The 15,251-nt window shown below is 74.6% G+C and carries 12 protein-coding genes; 7 read left to right on the top strand and 5 right to left on the bottom strand.

The genetic code is table 11. The annotated features are described in order from the left end of the window. The first annotated feature begins 54 nt into the window (after nt 1–54). The 6 genes from OOK31_RS30995 to OOK31_RS30970 all read left to right on the top strand — a co-directional run bounded on the left by OOK31_RS30995 (nt 55) and on the right by OOK31_RS30970 (nt 6,803). Nucleotides 55–462 (top strand): single-stranded DNA-binding protein, encoded by a 408-nt coding sequence (locus OOK31_RS30995; protein WP_267090691.1) that lies wholly within the window; start codon nt 55–57, stop codon nt 460–462. A 308-nt stretch (nt 463–770) separates the two neighbouring features. Continuing rightward, nucleotides 771–1,985, top strand: a complete 1,215-nt coding sequence (locus tag OOK31_RS30990) for a TQXA domain-containing protein (protein WP_267090690.1) — start codon at nt 771–773, stop codon at nt 1,983–1,985. Nucleotides 1,986–2,064: 79 nt separating this feature from the next. Then, nucleotides 2,065–3,609: a bifunctional phosphatase PAP2/diacylglycerol kinase family protein gene (locus tag OOK31_RS30985; protein ID WP_267090689.1), complete on the top strand. Its 1,545-nt coding sequence runs from the start codon at nt 2,065–2,067 to the stop codon at nt 3,607–3,609. Nucleotides 3,610–3,939: 330 nt separating this feature from the next. Then, on the top strand, nt 3,940–5,604 hold the full coding sequence (gene ettA / locus OOK31_RS30980; protein WP_267090688.1) for an energy-dependent translational throttle protein EttA: 1,665 nt from the start codon (nt 3,940–3,942) through the stop codon (nt 5,602–5,604). Nucleotides 5,605–5,613: 9 nt separating this feature from the next. Beyond that, nucleotides 5,614–6,081 (top strand): thioesterase family protein, encoded by a 468-nt coding sequence (locus OOK31_RS30975; RefSeq protein ID WP_267090687.1) that lies wholly within the window; start codon nt 5,614–5,616, stop codon nt 6,079–6,081. Next, the gene (locus OOK31_RS30970) at nt 6,078–6,803 is read left to right on the top strand and encodes a hypothetical protein (protein ID WP_267090686.1); all 726 of its coding nucleotides are present in this window, start codon (nt 6,078–6,080) and stop codon (nt 6,801–6,803) included. Before OOK31_RS30975 ends, OOK31_RS30970 begins: the two co-directional genes overlap by 4 nt. 40 nt (nt 6,804–6,843) lie before the next feature. Here OOK31_RS30970 and OOK31_RS30965 read toward each other — a convergent pair whose 3' ends face one another. After that, nucleotides 6,844–7,248 carry a globin gene (locus OOK31_RS30965; protein ID WP_323188272.1) on the bottom strand — a complete coding sequence of 135 codons (405 nt, stop codon included), beginning with the start codon at nt 7,246–7,248 and terminating at the stop codon, nt 6,844–6,846. Between the two features lie 100 nt (nt 7,249–7,348). On the opposite strand from OOK31_RS30965, the gene OOK31_RS30960 reads away from it, so the two are divergent. Further along, nucleotides 7,349–8,344 carry a methyltransferase domain-containing protein gene (locus OOK31_RS30960; protein ID WP_267090685.1) on the top strand — a complete coding sequence of 332 codons (996 nt, stop codon included), beginning with the start codon at nt 7,349–7,351 and terminating at the stop codon, nt 8,342–8,344. An 18-nt stretch (nt 8,345–8,362) separates the two neighbouring features. Here OOK31_RS30960 and OOK31_RS30955 read toward each other — a convergent pair whose 3' ends face one another. The 4 genes from OOK31_RS30955 to OOK31_RS30940 are packed head-to-tail and all read right to left on the bottom strand — an operon-like array spanning nt 8,363 to nt 15,232. Continuing rightward, nucleotides 8,363–9,382, bottom strand: a complete 1,020-nt coding sequence (locus tag OOK31_RS30955) for an FHA domain-containing protein (RefSeq protein ID WP_267090684.1) — start codon at nt 9,380–9,382, stop codon at nt 8,363–8,365. Between the two features lie 54 nt (nt 9,383–9,436). Beyond that, on the bottom strand, nt 9,437–10,765 hold the full coding sequence (locus tag OOK31_RS30950; RefSeq protein ID WP_267090683.1) for a VWA domain-containing protein: 1,329 nt from the start codon (nt 10,763–10,765) through the stop codon (nt 9,437–9,439). 48 nt (nt 10,766–10,813) lie between these two features. Further along, nucleotides 10,814–12,385, bottom strand: a complete 1,572-nt coding sequence (locus OOK31_RS30945) for a protein phosphatase 2C domain-containing protein (RefSeq protein WP_267090682.1) — start codon at nt 12,383–12,385, stop codon at nt 10,814–10,816. 3 nt (nt 12,386–12,388) lie between these two features. Continuing rightward, entirely contained in the window at nt 12,389–15,232 is a 2,844-nt protein-coding gene (locus tag OOK31_RS30940; protein ID WP_267090870.1) for a serine/threonine-protein kinase, read from the bottom strand. Nucleotides 15,233–15,251 lie beyond the last annotated feature (19 nt).

Below are 15,251 nucleotides of genomic sequence, written 5' to 3'. Positions count from 1 at the left end.
CCTACCCCGTGCGGAGGGTCCGTGGGGGGCAAGGGACGTGGGGAGGCGGCCGGGATGAACGACACCCTGGTCACGCTGGTGGGCCATGTGGCGACGCAGATCGACTTCAAGGAGACCGTCACCGGTCCCTCGGCGAGGTTCCGCTTCGCGGTGACGCCGAGGTACTTCGACCGGCGGACGGAAGCCTGGACGGACGCGCCCACCAGCTTCTACACGGTGTGGGCGCGCCGGGTCCTGGCGCTGAACCTGGCCAGTTCCGTGTCGGTGGGGGAACCGCTCGTGGTCCACGGGCGGCTACGGGTCCGGGAGGCCCCGCCGGACGGCGACGGCGCCCGGTGGTTCTCGGCGGACATCGACGCGATCAGCATCGGACACGACCTGAACCGCGGAACGGCGGCGTTCCGGCGGGTGGTCAAGACGGACACCCCACTGATGGGCCCTCAGAAGGCGGCGGTGGTCTGAGTGTTCGAGGCGGCTAGGATTCCCCGGTACTCACGGGCACCTGGGTCTTTGGCCCGAAGGGGAAGACTGTGTCGATTGCTGTTCCCGCGTCCTCCGTATCCACCGAATCCCGCGTGCCGGGCTCCGCGCCCGCGCGCGGACCGGCCTCCACGTCCGCCGTGCCACAGGCCGCTGGGCCTGCCGGGCCGGAGGTTCCGCTTCCTGTTCCTGCCGGTCCTGCGGGTCCCGACCCCGCGCGCGGCACCGGGGCCGTTCCTGTCGTCGCTGCTGCTGTCGCTCCTGTTGTCCCCGATACCGGTCAGCCGGCCGTGGCGGCGGTACGGGGCTCCGTACGAAGGCCGCTGGCGGTGGCGCTGCTGGCCGCGGCCGCCCTCGCCGCGGCCCCGGGCGCCCGTGCCTCCGCCGATTCCGACCCGGCGGCCGGCCGGGCGGCTGAGGGCGCGAGCGCCGTGCTCGACGGGCTGAAGACGTACGGGCAGGCGGTCCTGCGCACCGGGGACGGGTCGGTCCGTCAGATCCCGGCCGGGCTGTACGAGATGCGGGTCGACGGCGGCGGCATGCTCCAGACGTACGGGGTGGGGGTGGCGGGATACGCGCAGCCCCAGGCCCGGTACACGGAGAGCGGCTGGAACGGCAGCCCCCTCGCGGGGAACGCCGAGGCCGGGCGGATCCGGTGGGTGCTGGAGCACTCCTACCCGCAGCTCAACGACCTGGCCGGACTCGCGAAGGCGGCCGGAGCCGGTTCCCTGACGGCGGAGAGCGCGGCCGCCGGGACCCAGGTGGCGATCTGGCGGCTGGCCGACGGGGCGCAGGTGGAGGCCGCCGACCCGGCGGCGGAACTCCTGGCCGACTACCTCCAGCGGGCTGCCGGTCGGCTGCCGGAGCCGCCCGCCTCGCTGGGCCTGGACCCGGGCCGGGTGTCCGGGCCGGTGTCGGGTCCCGTCGGGACCCGGCTCGGGCCGGTGACCGTGCGGACGGGGGCGCAGAGCGTGAGCGTCACCCCGGACGCGGCGGCCGTGGCCATGGGGGTGCGGGTGGTGGACGCCGAGGGGCGGCCGCTCGAATCCGTCGGACACGGGACCCGGCTGTACTTCGAGGTGCCGCCGGGCACCCCGGACGGCACGGCCTCGGTCACCGTGCAGGGCTCCACGAAGGTGCCCGTCGGGCGGGTCTTCACCAGCGGGATCCCCGCCGAGGCGCAGATCGTGGCCGGTTCCAGCGAGTCCGCCACGACCGCCACCGCCGCGGCGGTGTGGCCGCAGCCGCGGGCGCAGTCCGGCCCCGCCGGGCCGGTGGGGACGCTGGGCGGGGCGACCGAGGTGGCGGTGGACTCCTCCTCCGGGTCCCTGTCCCCCGAGGAGGAGTCCCCCGAAGACGAGCGGCTGGCCACGAGCGGCAGCTCGGCCGCCACCCCCGTGATCGCCGCGCTGGCGGTGGGGCTGGTGGTACTGGGCGGCATGGTGGTCCTGCTGCTGCGCAAGAGGCCGCTGGAAGGCGAGGAGGGCGAGGAAGGGGAGTACTGAGTCCGAGAGGGGCCGGGGGGTAGGGCCAGTCGGGCGGCGGTCCTGATTCCGGATCCGTGCCCGGGGGTAGGGGCAGGAAATGGCTGATCAGGAACTGACCTGGCGGGGCACGGTCGCACGGTGGGACCGGCAGCTGTTCGACGCGGTGGCCCGCAGGCACTGGCCGGGGGCCGACCGGGTGCTGCCGGCCCTCGGGCGCTGCGCCGACCACGGGGTGCTGTGGGGCGCGACGGCGGCGGCGATCGCCGCGGTCGGACCGCCCCGGGCCCGCAAGGCGGCGGTGCGCGGCATCGCCTCGCTGGCCCTGGCCTCCGCGACCATCAACACCGTCGGCAAATGGTCGGTGCGCCGGCCCCGGCCGGTGCTGGACGGGGTGCCCGTGGTGCGGCAGCCGGTCACGCCGCCGTGGACCACGTCCTTCCCGTCCGGGCACTCCGCCTCGGCCTTCGCCTTCACCGCCGGACTGGCCCTGGAGTCCCCCGGGTGGGGGGCCGCGGTGGCGCCGGTGGCCGTGTCGGTGGCGTTCTCCCGGGTGTACACCGGGGTGCACTACCCGTCCGACGTGATGGCGGGCGCGGCGCTCGGGGTGCTCGCGGGGTACGTCGTACGCCGCCTCGCGCGGGACGTGCGGGAAGCGCGGGTCGTCCCGGGCGACGAACGGAAGGCGGCCGGGGTACCGGCCCTGCCGGACGGCGCCGGGCTGGTGGTCGTGGTGAACACCGGGTCGGGGACGGCCGCCGAAGCGGGGCTCGACGTGCTGCGCGAGCGGCTTCCGGCGGCGGAGGTCGTCGAGTGCGGGGGTACGGAGCTGGAGGCCGCGCTGGCCTCGGCCGCGGCCCGGGCCACCGTGCTCGGGGTGTGCGGAGGCGACGGCACCGTCAACGCCGCCGCGACCGCCGCCCTGCGCGCCGGGCTGCCGCTGGCGGTGTTCCCCGGCGGCACCCTGAACCACTTCGCGCTGGACCTCGGCCTCTCCGGACCGGACGACACCTGCCGCGCCGTGGCCACGGGCCAAGCGGTCCACATCACCCTGGGCCGCTTCACCCCCACTCCACCCCGCCGCCCCTCCCCGGGGCCGGGCTCCGTCGCCGCGGAGGCAGGCGCCGGTTCCGCCGGGGGTTCCGGTTCCGGGGCCCGGTACTTCCTGAACAACTTCAGCATCGGCGCCTACCCCGAGCTGCTGCGGCACCGGCTGCGGTGGGGGCCGCGGATCGGGGGCGGGCCGGCCGCGGTGCTGGCGGCCTGGCAGGTGCTGCGCGCCGAGCGGCCCGTACGGCTGACGCTGGCCGGGCGGCCCCGCAGCGCGTGGCTGCTCTTCGCCGGCAACGGCACCTACCAGGGTTCCGGCCCCGCCCCGCGCCGCCGGGACAGCCTCGGTGAGGGCCTGCTCGACCTGCGGCTCGTCCACGGCGGTGGCCGGCCCGGCCCGCGGCTGCTCGCCGCCGCCTTCGCCGGGCCGCTCAGCCGGTCCCCCGTGCACGTCGCGACGCGCCTGCGCAGCCTGCGCATCGGGGACATCCCCGCCGGTACCGCGCTCGCCTACGACGGTGAGTACGCGCAGGCCCCGGCCGCCCTTGTTCTCGACGCGCTCCCCGACGCCCTCACCGTCTACCGCCCCCGCTGAGCCCGCGCCCCGGCGTCCGGTACGCCCCGGCGTCCGGTACGCCCCGGCGTCCCGGCCCGTGGCGGCCTGGTGGGACGGGTTGCTCCCCGCCCCGCCCTTCCTCCGTTCCCGCCTCGGTCGCCGGCGCGGCTGAAAGATCCTGGGGCTCCGCCCCAGACCCCGCGCCTCAAACGCCGGCGGGCCTGGATTCGGCCGGTGCCGCCCGCCGCGTGCCGGTGGGGGCAGGGGCCCCTGGTCAAGGGGGTCGGGTCATACGCGTTTCCCCCCGGGGATGGACGTACGGCAAGATGGGGTGTATCTGCCCACCATCGATCTGCCGGACGGTTTCTCTTGGCTGAGTTCATCTACACCATGCGCAAGACGCGCAAGGCGCACGGCGACAAGGTGATTCTTGACGACGTCTTCCTGAACTTCCTGCCCGGCGCGAAGATCGGTGTGGTCGGCCCGAACGGCGCCGGTAAGTCCACCGTTCTGAAGATCATGGCGGGTCTGGAGCACCCCTCCAACGGTGAGGCGTACCTGTCTCCCGGCTACTCCGTCGGCATCCTCATGCAGGAGCCGAAGCTCGACGAGTCCAAGACGGTCCTGGAGAACGTCGAGGACGGCGTCGCCGAGATCAAGGGCAAGCTCAACCGGTTCAACGCGATCGCCGAGGAAATGGCGACGAACTACACCGACGAGCTGATGGAGGAGATGGGCAAGCTCCAGGACGACCTGGACCACGCCAACGCGTGGGACCTCGACGCCCAGCTGGAGCAGGCCATGGACGCGCTGGGCTGCCCGCCCGGCGACTGGCCCGTCACCAACCTCTCCGGTGGTGAGAAGCGCCGCGTGGCCCTCTGCAAGCTGCTGCTCGAGGCCCCCGACCTGCTCCTCCTCGACGAGCCCACCAACCACCTCGACGCCGAGTCCGTGAACTGGCTGGAGCAGCACCTGGCCCAGTACAAGGGCGCCGTCGTGGCCGTCACCCACGACCGGTACTTCCTCGACAACGTCGCCGAGTGGATCCTCGAGCTCGACCGCGGCCGCGCCCACCCCTACGAGGGCAACTACTCCACCTACCTGGAGAAGAAGGCCGAGCGCCTCAAGGTCGAGGGCAAGAAGGACGAGAAGCGCGCCAAGCGCCTCAAGGAAGAGCTGGAGTGGGTCCGCTCCAACGCCAAGGGCCGCCAGGCCAAGTCCAAGGCCCGTCTCGCTCGCTACGAGGAGATGGCGGCCGAGGCCGACAAGATGCGCAAGCTGGACTTCGAGGAGATCCAGATCCCGCCGGGCCCGCGTCTGGGCTCGATCGTGGTCGAGGTCAACAACCTCTCCAAGGCGTTCGGTGACAAGGTCCTCATCGACGACCTGTCCTTCACGCTGCCGCGCAACGGCATCGTCGGCATCATCGGTCCGAACGGCGCCGGCAAGACCACGCTCTTCAAGATGATCCAGGGCCTGGAGACGCCGGACACCGGCGAGATCAAGGTCGGCGAGACCGTCAAGATCTCGTACGTCGACCAGGGCCGCGCCAACATCGACCCCAAGAAGACCCTCTGGGCGGTCGTGTCGGACGAGCTGGACTACATCAACGTCGGCCACGTCGAGATGCCGTCCCGCGCGTACGTCAGCGCCTTCGGCTTCAAGGGCCCGGACCAGCAGAAGCCGGCCGGCGTCCTCTCCGGCGGTGAGCGCAACCGCCTGAACCTCGCGCTCACCCTCAAGCAGGGCGGCAACCTGCTGCTCCTCGACGAACCCACCAACGACCTCGACGTCGAGACCCTGGGTTCGCTGGAGAACGCCCTGCTGGAGTTCCCCGGTGCGGCCGTGGTCGTCTCCCACGACCGCTGGTTCCTGGACCGGGTCGCCACGCACATCCTCGCGTACGAGGGTGACTCGAAGTGGTTCTGGTTCGAGGGCAACTTCGAGTCCTACGAGAAGAACAAGATCGAGCGGCTCGGCCCGGACGCCACCCGTCCGCACCGCGCCACCTACAAGAAGCTCACCCGGGGCTAGGCCGAGACCATGGCCAGACACCACTACAGGTGCCCCCTCCGCTGGGCGGACATGGATGCCTTCGGGCACGTCAACAACGTCGTCTTCCTCCGCTACCTGGAGGAGGCGCGCATCGACTTCATGTTCCGCCTGGCGCCGGGGGAGGGCAGCGATTCCTTCACGGGCGGCTCCGTCGTCGCCCGCCACGAGATCGACTACAAGCTGCCCCTCGTGCACCGGCACGAGCCGGTGCTCATCGAGTCCTGGGTGACCCGGATAGGCGCCGCGTCCCTGACCATCCGCTACGAGGTCAAGGACGAGGCGACCGAGGAGACGCCCGAGACGGTCTACGTCCGGGCCGAGACCGTGGTCGTGCCCTACAACCTCGCCGAGGGGCGGCCTCGCCGCATCACGGCCGAGGAACGGCTCTTCCTCGAGGAGTACCTCGACGAGCCGAAGGACCGCCGCAAGGGCTCCGAAGGGCGCCTCGCGGCATGAACGAGCAGCTGCGCTTCGCCGACGCCGGGGAGGCGGCGGACCTCGCCGCCTTCCTCGGCCGGCTGGTGCACTACGACCGCGCCGCCGCCGTACGCCTCCAGGCGCGGTCGGGCGGCGGCGCGCTCGCCGTCTTCGGGCGGCCCCCGTCCTTCGACGTGCTGGCCGTGCGCGCGGTACGGCTCGCCGGGCCGGCCGCGACCCCGCTGGACGTGACCGTGTCCGCCGGTGAGCTGCTGGAGGCCGTCGACGAGGGCCTCGCCGGCGTCACCGTGCCCGGGCCGGTCACCGGCCCGCCCTGGGCCGGGGTGCTCCCGCCGCGCGGCGGCTGGCAGCCCGTGCCGGGACTGCCGGAGCCCGAGGCGGTACGGGCGGCCGTGGCCGCCGCCGTCGCCGAGTTCCGGGCCCGTGACGAGGCCCTGCCCCCGCAGCACCGGACCCGCTCCGAGCGGGACCGCATCGGCCGCGAGATCTGGTCCCGCACGCTGGGCGACACCGAGCTCCCGCTGCGCGCCGTGCACGCCGCGCAGTCCCTGGGCTTCCTCAGGCCGGTACGGTCCACCGTGCCCGCCGCGCCCGCGCCCGAAGGCGCCCCCGCACCGGCCCCCGTGGCGCTGTTCGCCTCCGGCGGCTGGCTGCGGCTGAGCACCCCGTACGGGTCCGTCGCCACGCGGAGCCCCGGACGGACCGGCGGGCTGGGCGCCCTCCAGGTACGGCCGGTCTGACCGCAGGGGCCGTCCCGCCGGGACGGCCGGGACGGCCCGGTCAGCCCGCCGTGTTGATCATCGACGCGGCGGCGTAGGTCAGGTACCGCCACAGCTGCGCCTCGTGCTCCGGCGCGAGGCCCAGCTCGTCCACCGCGACCCGCATGTGCTTCAGCCACGCGTCGTGCGCGGCCGCGTCCACCTGGAACGGCGCGTGCCGCATCCGCAGGCGCGGGTGGCCGCGGTTCTCGCTGTACGTCGTCGGGCCGCCCCAGTACTGCATCAGGAACAGTGCGAACCGCTCCTCGGCGGGCCCGAGGTCCTCCTCCGGGTACATCGGACGCAGCAGCGGGTCCCCCGCGACCCCTTGGTAGAAGCGGTGGACCAGACGGCGGAACGTGTCCTCGCCGCCCACCAGCTCGTAGAAGGTCATCTCCTGGACCGTGCTCTGCGGATCGTCATTCACCCGACCATCGTCTCAGACGCCCGGACGGAGGACCCCGGTCCTAGGACCGGGCCCCGGGCGCGAGGTCGCATCCGGGGGCCGCCCGCAGGACAGTGGAGACATGAGCACCGGCGGCACGGTACGGGACCTGCGGGAGACCGCGCACGCCGCCCAGGTACGGGAGCTCGTCGCCGCGGGCGCGCTGGAGGACCCGGACTGGCGGGCGGCCTTCGCGGCCGTGCCCCGCCACCTGTTCGTGCCCTGGTTCTGGACCGGCCGTGGGGCCGGCCACGAGCGGCTCTGGGGCGAGGACCCGGATCCCGAACTGCGGGCCCGCTGGCTGCGCGGCGTGTACGCGGACGCCCCGCTCGCGACCCGGCTGCGCGACGGCGAGCTGGTCTCCTCCAGCAGCCAGCCCTCCCTGATGGCGAAGATGCTGGAGGCGCTCCAGGTCCGCGACGGGGACAACGTGCTGGAGATCGGCGCGGGCACCGGTTACAACGCGGCCCTGCTCTGCCACCGCCTCGGCGAGGACCTGGTCACCACCGTGGACCTGGAGGAGGAGATCACCGAGTCGGCCCGGGCCCATCTCGCGCTCCTCGGCTACCGGCCGACGGTGGTCACCGGCGACGGGGCGCGCGGCTGCCCCTCCCGCGCCCCCTTCGACCGGATCCTGGTGACCTGCACGCTGCCGCTGATCCCGCACGCCTGGCTGGGCCAGTGCCGGCCGGGGGCGCGGATCCTGGCCCCGCTGTCGACCGGGCTGATCGCGCTCAGGGTCCGGGACCCCGACTTCGCCGAGGGCCGTTTCCTCCACACCTCCGCCTACTTCGTCCCGCTGCGCGGGGCCACGGCCTCGCCGCACCCCGTGGGGACGACCGGGCCGCTGCACGGGGTCCCGTACGACCTGGTGGAGAACGAGCGCTTCCAGTTCCTGCTGATCCTGACCGCGGGCGTACTGCACCCCCGCGAGGCGCTGGACCTGTGGCGGCGCGAGGACCGGCCGGCGCGCGAGCGCTTCGGCGTCACCGTCACCGACGGGGGCCAGTGGTCCTGGCTCGACGATCCCCAGGGGCCCTACGTATGGCCCCTGGGGGAGCCGGCGGAGCAGGTGTAGCCGGGGGCCGGCCGGGGTTCAGCCGCGGCGGACGGTGATCGTGGTCCAGGCGCCGACGTGGACGCGGTCACCGTCGCCGAGGGGGACCGGGACGTACGGCTGGATCGGTTCCTCGCCGCCGTTGATGGTGGTGCCGTTGGTGGAGTTCTGGTCGACCACCGCCCAGCTGAGATCGGGCTGCTGGACCAGTACCGCGTGCTGGTGGGAGACGCCCGGGTCCTCCGGGGGCACCGAGAGGTCGATGTCCGGGGACTCGCCCGTCGAGGCGCGGCGGCGGCCGATGGTGATCTGGCCGCCGGAGAGCGGGAGGTGCTGCTCGGGGGAGTACGCGGGCAGGTTGAGCCCGGCCGCCTCCGGTCCGCTGCGCTGCATCATCGCCGAGAAGTACGAGCGGTCGGGGCCGATCGTCGCCGTCCAGGAGGACCCCGTCTGCTGGGACGGGAAGGGCTGCTGCGGCTGGGGAGGCTGGGGCTGCTGCTGCTGGTACTCCGGCGGCGCCGGGGGCTGCTGCTGGTACAGGGGCTGCTGGTACTCCTGCTGCACGGGCTGCGGCTGCACCGGCTGCAACGGCGCGGGCTGAACCGGCAGCTCGGGGGAGGGCGGCGGCAGCAGCCAGTCGTCCTCGCCCTGGAGCGGCTCGGCCGGGCGGTTGACCCGCGACGGGCGGGAGCCCTGGTAGTCGAAGTGGTCCTGGGAGAACACCGGCGGGGCCTGCGGCGGGGGAGGCGGAGTACCCGCCGGACCCGCGCCCGTACCGCCCGCGCCGGCCGAGGAGTCCGGGCCGAGCGGCGCGTACGAGGTCGCCGTACGCGTCAGGAAGTTGTACCGGCACTCCTCGCAGAAGGGCGCCATGGCCTCGCGCGGGGTCCGGCACTGCGGGCAGAGCTCGGCCTGGGCGGTGGGCTCACCGGCCGTGGGAGGGTAGCCGTAGCCGTAGGAGGGCGCCGCGGGGGCGCCCGTAGGGGCAGCCATGCGGTGACCGCAGACCTCGCACCAGTCGTCGGAGGCGGACTGGTGCCCGTTCGGGCAGGTCGGCATCGCGGCGCTTCCCCCTTCTCCCTGCGTCATCGCGGCAGGTGTTCTCAGGTTTTCTCAGGTCTTCTTCACTCGGACGGTCTGCGTCGAACGCGTTTCAAGGGTCATCTCGTCGGCATCGGCGACCTTCGCTTTCAGCCGCACAGTACCCGCCGCCGCGTCCACGACGTCCACCACCTTCGCGAGCAGCCTGGCCGTGTCCGCGTTGCCGGAGACGTCGGCCAGTTGCACGGCCCGGCCGAGCTTCGCCGTGGCGCCGTCGACATCGCCCATTTTGCGGGCTTCGAGCCCCAGCTGGATAGCCTGCGCCAGCTCCGCCTGTCCCGTGTAGTGCGCCACCTGGGGGCTGATGGCGGTCGACGCGGCCAGATCGTCGGTCCACACCGCCCGGACCAGCCCCTGCGCGAGCGCGGGCCGCGGCCCGTCGCCGTCGGCCGCCGGTCCGGGCAGTACGAGCGAGGCGCGCGCCGCCAGCATCTCCTGGCCCACGGCCGCCCCCGGCACCCGGACGCACACGTGGTACTCGCGGGACTCGTCGCCCCACGAGCCCGTCGGGTAGTCCCCGGCGCGCGGGCCGGCCTCGACGCGCCGGCCGGTGAGGTCCCGGACGGCCGGGGAGACCTGCTTGACGTACTGGACCTCCGCCCCGACCGGGGTCCACAGGCGCAGGGCGACGTCGGCGACCTCCTTGCCCATGACGTTCTCCATCATGCGCGTGAAGTCCTCGGCGAGGTGGGCCGGGTCGGCCACGATGTCGGCGGAGCCGAGCAGCGCGCCCGCGATCCCGGTGACCTCCTTGACCTCCCAGTCGGTGCCCACCCCGCGGGCGTCGCAGGTGAACCGGCCCGCGCAGGCGTCGAGGGTGGCGCGCAGCACGGCGGGGTCCTCGTGCTCGTTGCGGCCGTCGGTGAGCAGGATGCCGTGCCGGATGGAGGCCGCCGACCCGCGCAGCAGGCCGTCGGCGAGCCGCAGCCAGGTGCCGATGGCGGTGCCGCCGCCGGAACTCAGGGAGCGCAGGGCCTCCTTGGCCTGGGCGCGGGTGGCCGGGCCGGCGGTGGCGAGGCGGCCCTGGCCGGGGTAGACCTCCTTGGCCACGTGCGTGCCGGCGACCACGGCGAACGAGGTCCCGTCGCGCAGGGTGTCGATCGCGGCTGCGGTGGCCTCGCGGGCGCCGCGCATCTTGGCCGGCGGGTACTCCATCGAGCCGGAGCAGTCGACCATGATCACGACGGCCGCGTCCTGGCCGAGGGCGCGGGTGGCGGTGGCGCCGCCGGTGGAGGTGACCGTCACGATGGCGTGCACGTCCCGCCCGCCCTCGGGGAGGAACTCGTTCTGGTACACCTCCACGCTGAAGCGCGGGGCGCTCGGCTTGGCGAAATTCGCCATCGGTGGGACTCCTCCTCAAGACGACTGGGCGGCGGGACGGCGGACGGGTCAGGCGCCGGGGCGTGCTTCCGCTTCCGGTTCCCCTTCCGGATCCGCCGCGGGGTCCGCCTCCGCCGCGGGGTCCGCCTCCGCCTGTGTGCCGGGCTGTACCTCGAAGGGCACGATCGCGACGGTGATGTTGTCGTGGCCGCCCCCGTCGAGGGCGTGCCCGACCAGTACCTGTGCGCTGTGCAGGGGGCGGACGGCGGCGTCCGCGGGCAGGATCTGGGCCATCTCCCGCGCCGACTCGGCGTAGTTCCACAGTCCGTCGGTGCAGACCACGACCACGCCGGGGTGGTCCGGCCGGAAGCTGGCGGTGTGGGGATCGAGGTCGTAGGCGTCCGCCCCGAGCCAGCCGGTGATGGCGTGGGCCCGGACGTCGGCGTAGGCCTCGGCCTCTCCCATCAGTCCCGCCGCGACCATCTGGGCGGCCCAGGAGTCGTCCTCGGTGAGGCGGCGGGGCATGGCGGAGCGGTCGTCGGGCACCCAGTAGGCGCGGCTGTCGCCGACCCAGCCGATGGTCAGCACCCCGCCGCTGACGACGGCTCCGACCAGGGTGCAGGCGGGGGCGTTCTGCGCGCCGGGGGTCTCCGGGGCGAGGGCGCTGACGGCCGAGGCCGCCGCGAGGATCGCCCCGTGCATGGCCTCCTGGGGGTTCACACCCCGGGGCAGCGCCTCCAGCAGGGCCTCGTTGGCGGCGGCGGCCGCGGCGGCCGAGGCCTCGTCGGGTCGGCTCGCGGAGGACACCCCGTCGCACACGACGGCCACGGTGGCGGCGGAGCCGTCGGGCAGGGCGGTGGCCGCGACCGCGAAGGAGTCCTCGTTGCGGTGGTGGCGCAGCCCGCGGTCGCTGACGGCGGCGACGCTGCCGAGCTCCTCCTCCAGGTGGTCGCGCTCGCGGGGCTGCGCGTGGCCGCAGTGCTCGCAGTACCCGTCGGTGTCCACGTGCCCGGCGCGGCAGGCGACGCAGGTCCGGCCGTCTCCGTGCGGGGCGGCGTACGGGGCCTCGTACTGCGGTTCCTGAGCGGGCGCGGCGTACGGGTCCACGGGCGCGGGTGCCTGCGGGGCGGCGCCGTACGGACTCTCCTCCGGCGGCCAGGGGGTGCCCTCGGGCGGCGTGCCCGTCGCCCCGGGGAGGTCGTAGTCGTCGGAGCCCCGCGCGTACGGGGCTTCGTACGCGGCCCCCGCGGAGGCCCAGCCGGCGCTCTGGCCCGGGCGGGGCGAGGCCTCCCCGGCCAGGGCCGGCACGGCCTCGGCGCTCCAGCCGGGCGCGGGCACCCCGGCCGGGACCGGGTCGTCCGCCGGCGCGGGCCACGCCTGCGCCCGCCCGGCGCCGGCCGCCGGAGCGGCGTACGCCCCGCCCGGCACGGCGGCCGGCGGAGCGGCCGGGGGCGGCGGGACCGCCGGGGCGGCGGCCGGGACCACCGGGGGCGGCGGCGGGGTCACCGGGAGGGTCGGCGTGGGGTCCTCCAAGGACGGGGACGGGGAGGAGAGCGCGTAGCCGCACACGCCGCAGAAACGGTCACCCTCCTCCAGGGGCTCCGCGCAGCTGGGGCAGCCCGACAGCCGATGCATCGACATCAATCACACCCACGTCCGGGGACGGAAACGGTTTGCCCGCTCCACCAGTTCGATCCTCTCCTCGCCCCGCTGTGCCAGCCGGGCGAGAACGCGGTACGAGCGCTCCAGGCCGAAGCGCAGCCCGCGCTCGTCCAGTTGACTGCCGAGCAACGAGGTCCGGCCGGGGTCGGCACCCCGGCTACCCGACAGTACCCAGTCCAGGGCCGAGCCCAGAACCTCCGTCGCCAGCCGCTCCTGCCGCTCCGGGTCCAGCCCGAACCGCCGCAGCGCCTCCACCTGGTCGGACGCCGCCGCGAGATCCTCCAGCAGGGCCTCCTGCGGAGACCTGTCGCGCAGGCGTGCCCGTACGGCCGCCACCCGTGCGGCGGTGTAGTGGATCGAGGCCTCCGACACCGACTCCAACGTCCGCACCGCACCGGCCCGGTCGCCCGCCGCCAGCTGCACCCGGGCCAGCCCGAAGGCCGCGCTCACGAACCCGGGGTCGGTGATCCACACGAGGCGGTAGTACTCGGCGGCGTTGTCCAGCTGGCCCAGGATCTCCGCGCACAGCCCGAGGGCCAGCTTCGGCGCGGGCTCGCCCGGGAAGGCGTCGTAGACGGCGTCGAAGGACAGGGCCGCTATCTCGTCGTCCCCGGTGGCCAGCGAGGCGATCCCGCGCGCCCACACCACCCGCCAGTCGTCCGGGTAGCGGGCCTCCAGCTCGGCCAGGGCCCGTCCGGCGACGTCCAGTTCGCCCAGTTCGAGCCGGGCCCGCAGCTCCCGCAGCCGCAGCTCGGCGGAGTCGGCGGGGGCCGCGCCCAGCGCGCCCAGCAGGTCGGCGGGCGCGGAGGCCAGCAGCCCGGCCAGGAACCCGGCGTTGGGGTCGGCCGCGTCGACCAGCGGCACCGGCAGGGCGAGCGCGGTGTCGCGGGCGTCGAGCCGCGCCAGGGCCGCTGCCGCTGTCATGGCACCGGGTACGGACACCGGGGGCGCGGCGGGACCCGTCGGCCCCGCCGGGGCCACGGGCTCCCGGCGCGGCCCGGGCACGTGCGCGCCGGCCACGTGCGTGGCGGTGGTCCCGAGCGCGGGCACAACCCCACCCGCCGCCTGCGACTCACCCGCACCAAAGAAACCTCCGGCTCCGGGCACCCCGGCTCCGGGCACCCCGGCCCCGGGCGCGCCGGCTCCGGCGCCTCCACCCCCGGCAGGACCCGCCCCGGGGAGCACCCCGTGCCCACCGACCCCGGGCAGTCCCGCCCCGGGCAGTCCCACCCCCGCCGAGCCATCCGCACCAGCCCCCGGCAGTGCGCCCGCACCGGCCCCGGCCAGGGCCCCCGCCCCGCCGTGCCCCCGGCGCGCCGCGCCCCGGCGGCCCAGGCCGAAGCCTCCGCGGGGCATCACGCGTGCCCCCAGCCGGGACACCTCCGCCCCGCCGGTCTCCGTGTACAGCTGGGTGTCCGGGACCCGCAGCTCCGGCCCGAACAGCGTCGACAGCTGCGGCCGCGGCCGGCCGGTCTGCAGCGCGACCACCTCCCGCAGCACACCCGTCAGCTGGTCCGCCATCTCCTGCGCGGACGCGAACCGCCGCCCCGGATCGGGATCCGTCGCCCGTACGAGCAGCCGGTAGAAGGACTCGTACCGCCCGAAGACCTCGATGTGCTCCGGGTCCGGCAGCGAGTCCACGAACACGTTCGTGTAGCCCTGGAAGTCGAAGGTCAGCACCGCGAGGGTGCGGGCCACCGTGTACAGGTCGGAGGCCACCGAGGGCCCCAGCTCGGCCACCTCGGGCGCCTGGTAGCCGACGGTCCCGTAGATCGCCGACTCCTCGTCGTCCATCCGCCGGACCGCACCCATGTCGATCAGCTTCAGCTGGTTCTGCTGCTGGATCGCGTTGTCGACCTTGAAGTCGCAGTACAGGAGGTTCCTGCTGTGCAGGTGACCGAGGGCCTCCAGGGCCTCGATCCCGTACGCGCAGGCCTGCTCCACCGGCAGCGGATCGCGCCGCCCGTCCGGCCGGCGCCGCTCGTTCGCGATCTCCTTCAGGGACTTGCCGCCCACGTACTCCATGACGATGTAGCCGTCGAGCGAACCCGTCCGCTGGTCCAGGTGCTCCACGAAGTTGTAGATCCGCACGATGTTCGCGTGCTCGATCTCCGCCAGGAACCGCCGCTCGGAGATCGCCGCCTCCATCGCGTCCTGGTCCCCGGTGTCCAGCAGGCCCTTGAGGACCACCCACCGGTCGGAGACCGCCCGGTCCACCGCGAGGTAGACCCAGCCGAGGCCGCCGTGCGCGAGGCAGCCCACCACCTCGTACTGCCCGTGCACCACGTCGCCGGCGCGCAGCTTCGGCACGAAGGAGTACGGGTGCCCGCACTTGGTGCAGAAGCCCTCCGTCCGGCCCGGCCGGTCGCCCCGCGCCCGGCCCACCGGGGCCCCGCAGTCCGAACGCGAGCAGAACCGCTTGCGCTCCGGCACCTCCGGGTTCTCCAGCACCGCCGCCGCGGGGTCGGGACGCGGCACCTCCGGGACGCTGACCAGCCCGGCCCCCAGCCTGCCGCGCCCCGAGGAGGACGGCGCCGAACCGGAACTGCGCACCGACACCGACCGGCTGGACGCCGTACCCGGCAGGGAACGCGACAGCCGCCCCGACACCGAGCGCCGTGAGGACGAGGACCGGGAGGAGCGCGAGGACCGCGCCGAGGCCGAGGAACGGCCCGAACCGCGCGAGCCCGCCGAACCCCGGGAGTCCCCGTGCCGGGCCGCGCTCGTCATCCCCGTCGGCGGCGACACCAGCTCGTCCGCGCCCGCCGCGACCGCCCCGGCCGGGGCCAGACCGCAGGTGTCGCAGTACACCTCGCCGCCGCCCATGTCCTCGTACGTGCCCGGG

The sequence above is a fragment of the Streptomyces sp. NBC_00249 genome (assembly GCF_026342355.1).
In the GTDB taxonomy this organism is placed as follows: domain Bacteria; phylum Actinomycetota; class Actinomycetes; order Streptomycetales; family Streptomycetaceae; genus Streptomyces.
Note: the sequence above shows the minus strand (reverse complement) of the source record. Positions and strands in the feature narration are given on the sequence as shown.

Coding starts and splice junctions, on each gene's coding strand:
- OOK31_RS30950 (WP_267090683.1), bottom strand. CDS start 10,765: ATGGCGAATTTCGCCAAGCCGAGCGCCCCGCGCTTCAGCGTGGAGGTG.
- OOK31_RS30970 (WP_267090686.1), top strand. CDS start 6,078: ATGAACGAGCAGCTGCGCTTCGCCGACGCCGGGGAGGCGGCGGACCTC.
- OOK31_RS30995 (WP_267090691.1), top strand. CDS start 55: ATGAACGACACCCTGGTCACGCTGGTGGGCCATGTGGCGACGCAGATC.
- OOK31_RS30940 (WP_267090870.1), bottom strand. CDS start 15,232: ATGGGCGGCGGCGAGGTGTACTGCGACACCTGCGGTCTGGCCCCGGCC.
- OOK31_RS30945 (WP_267090682.1), bottom strand. CDS start 12,385: ATGTCGATGCATCGGCTGTCGGGCTGCCCCAGCTGCGCGGAGCCCCTG.
- OOK31_RS30955 (WP_267090684.1), bottom strand. CDS start 9,382: ATGCCGACCTGCCCGAACGGGCACCAGTCCGCCTCCGACGACTGGTGC.
- OOK31_RS30985 (WP_267090689.1), top strand. CDS start 2,065: ATGGCTGATCAGGAACTGACCTGGCGGGGCACGGTCGCACGGTGGGAC.
- OOK31_RS30975 (WP_267090687.1), top strand. CDS start 5,614: ATGGCCAGACACCACTACAGGTGCCCCCTCCGCTGGGCGGACATGGAT.
- OOK31_RS30960 (WP_267090685.1), top strand. CDS start 7,349: ATGAGCACCGGCGGCACGGTACGGGACCTGCGGGAGACCGCGCACGCC.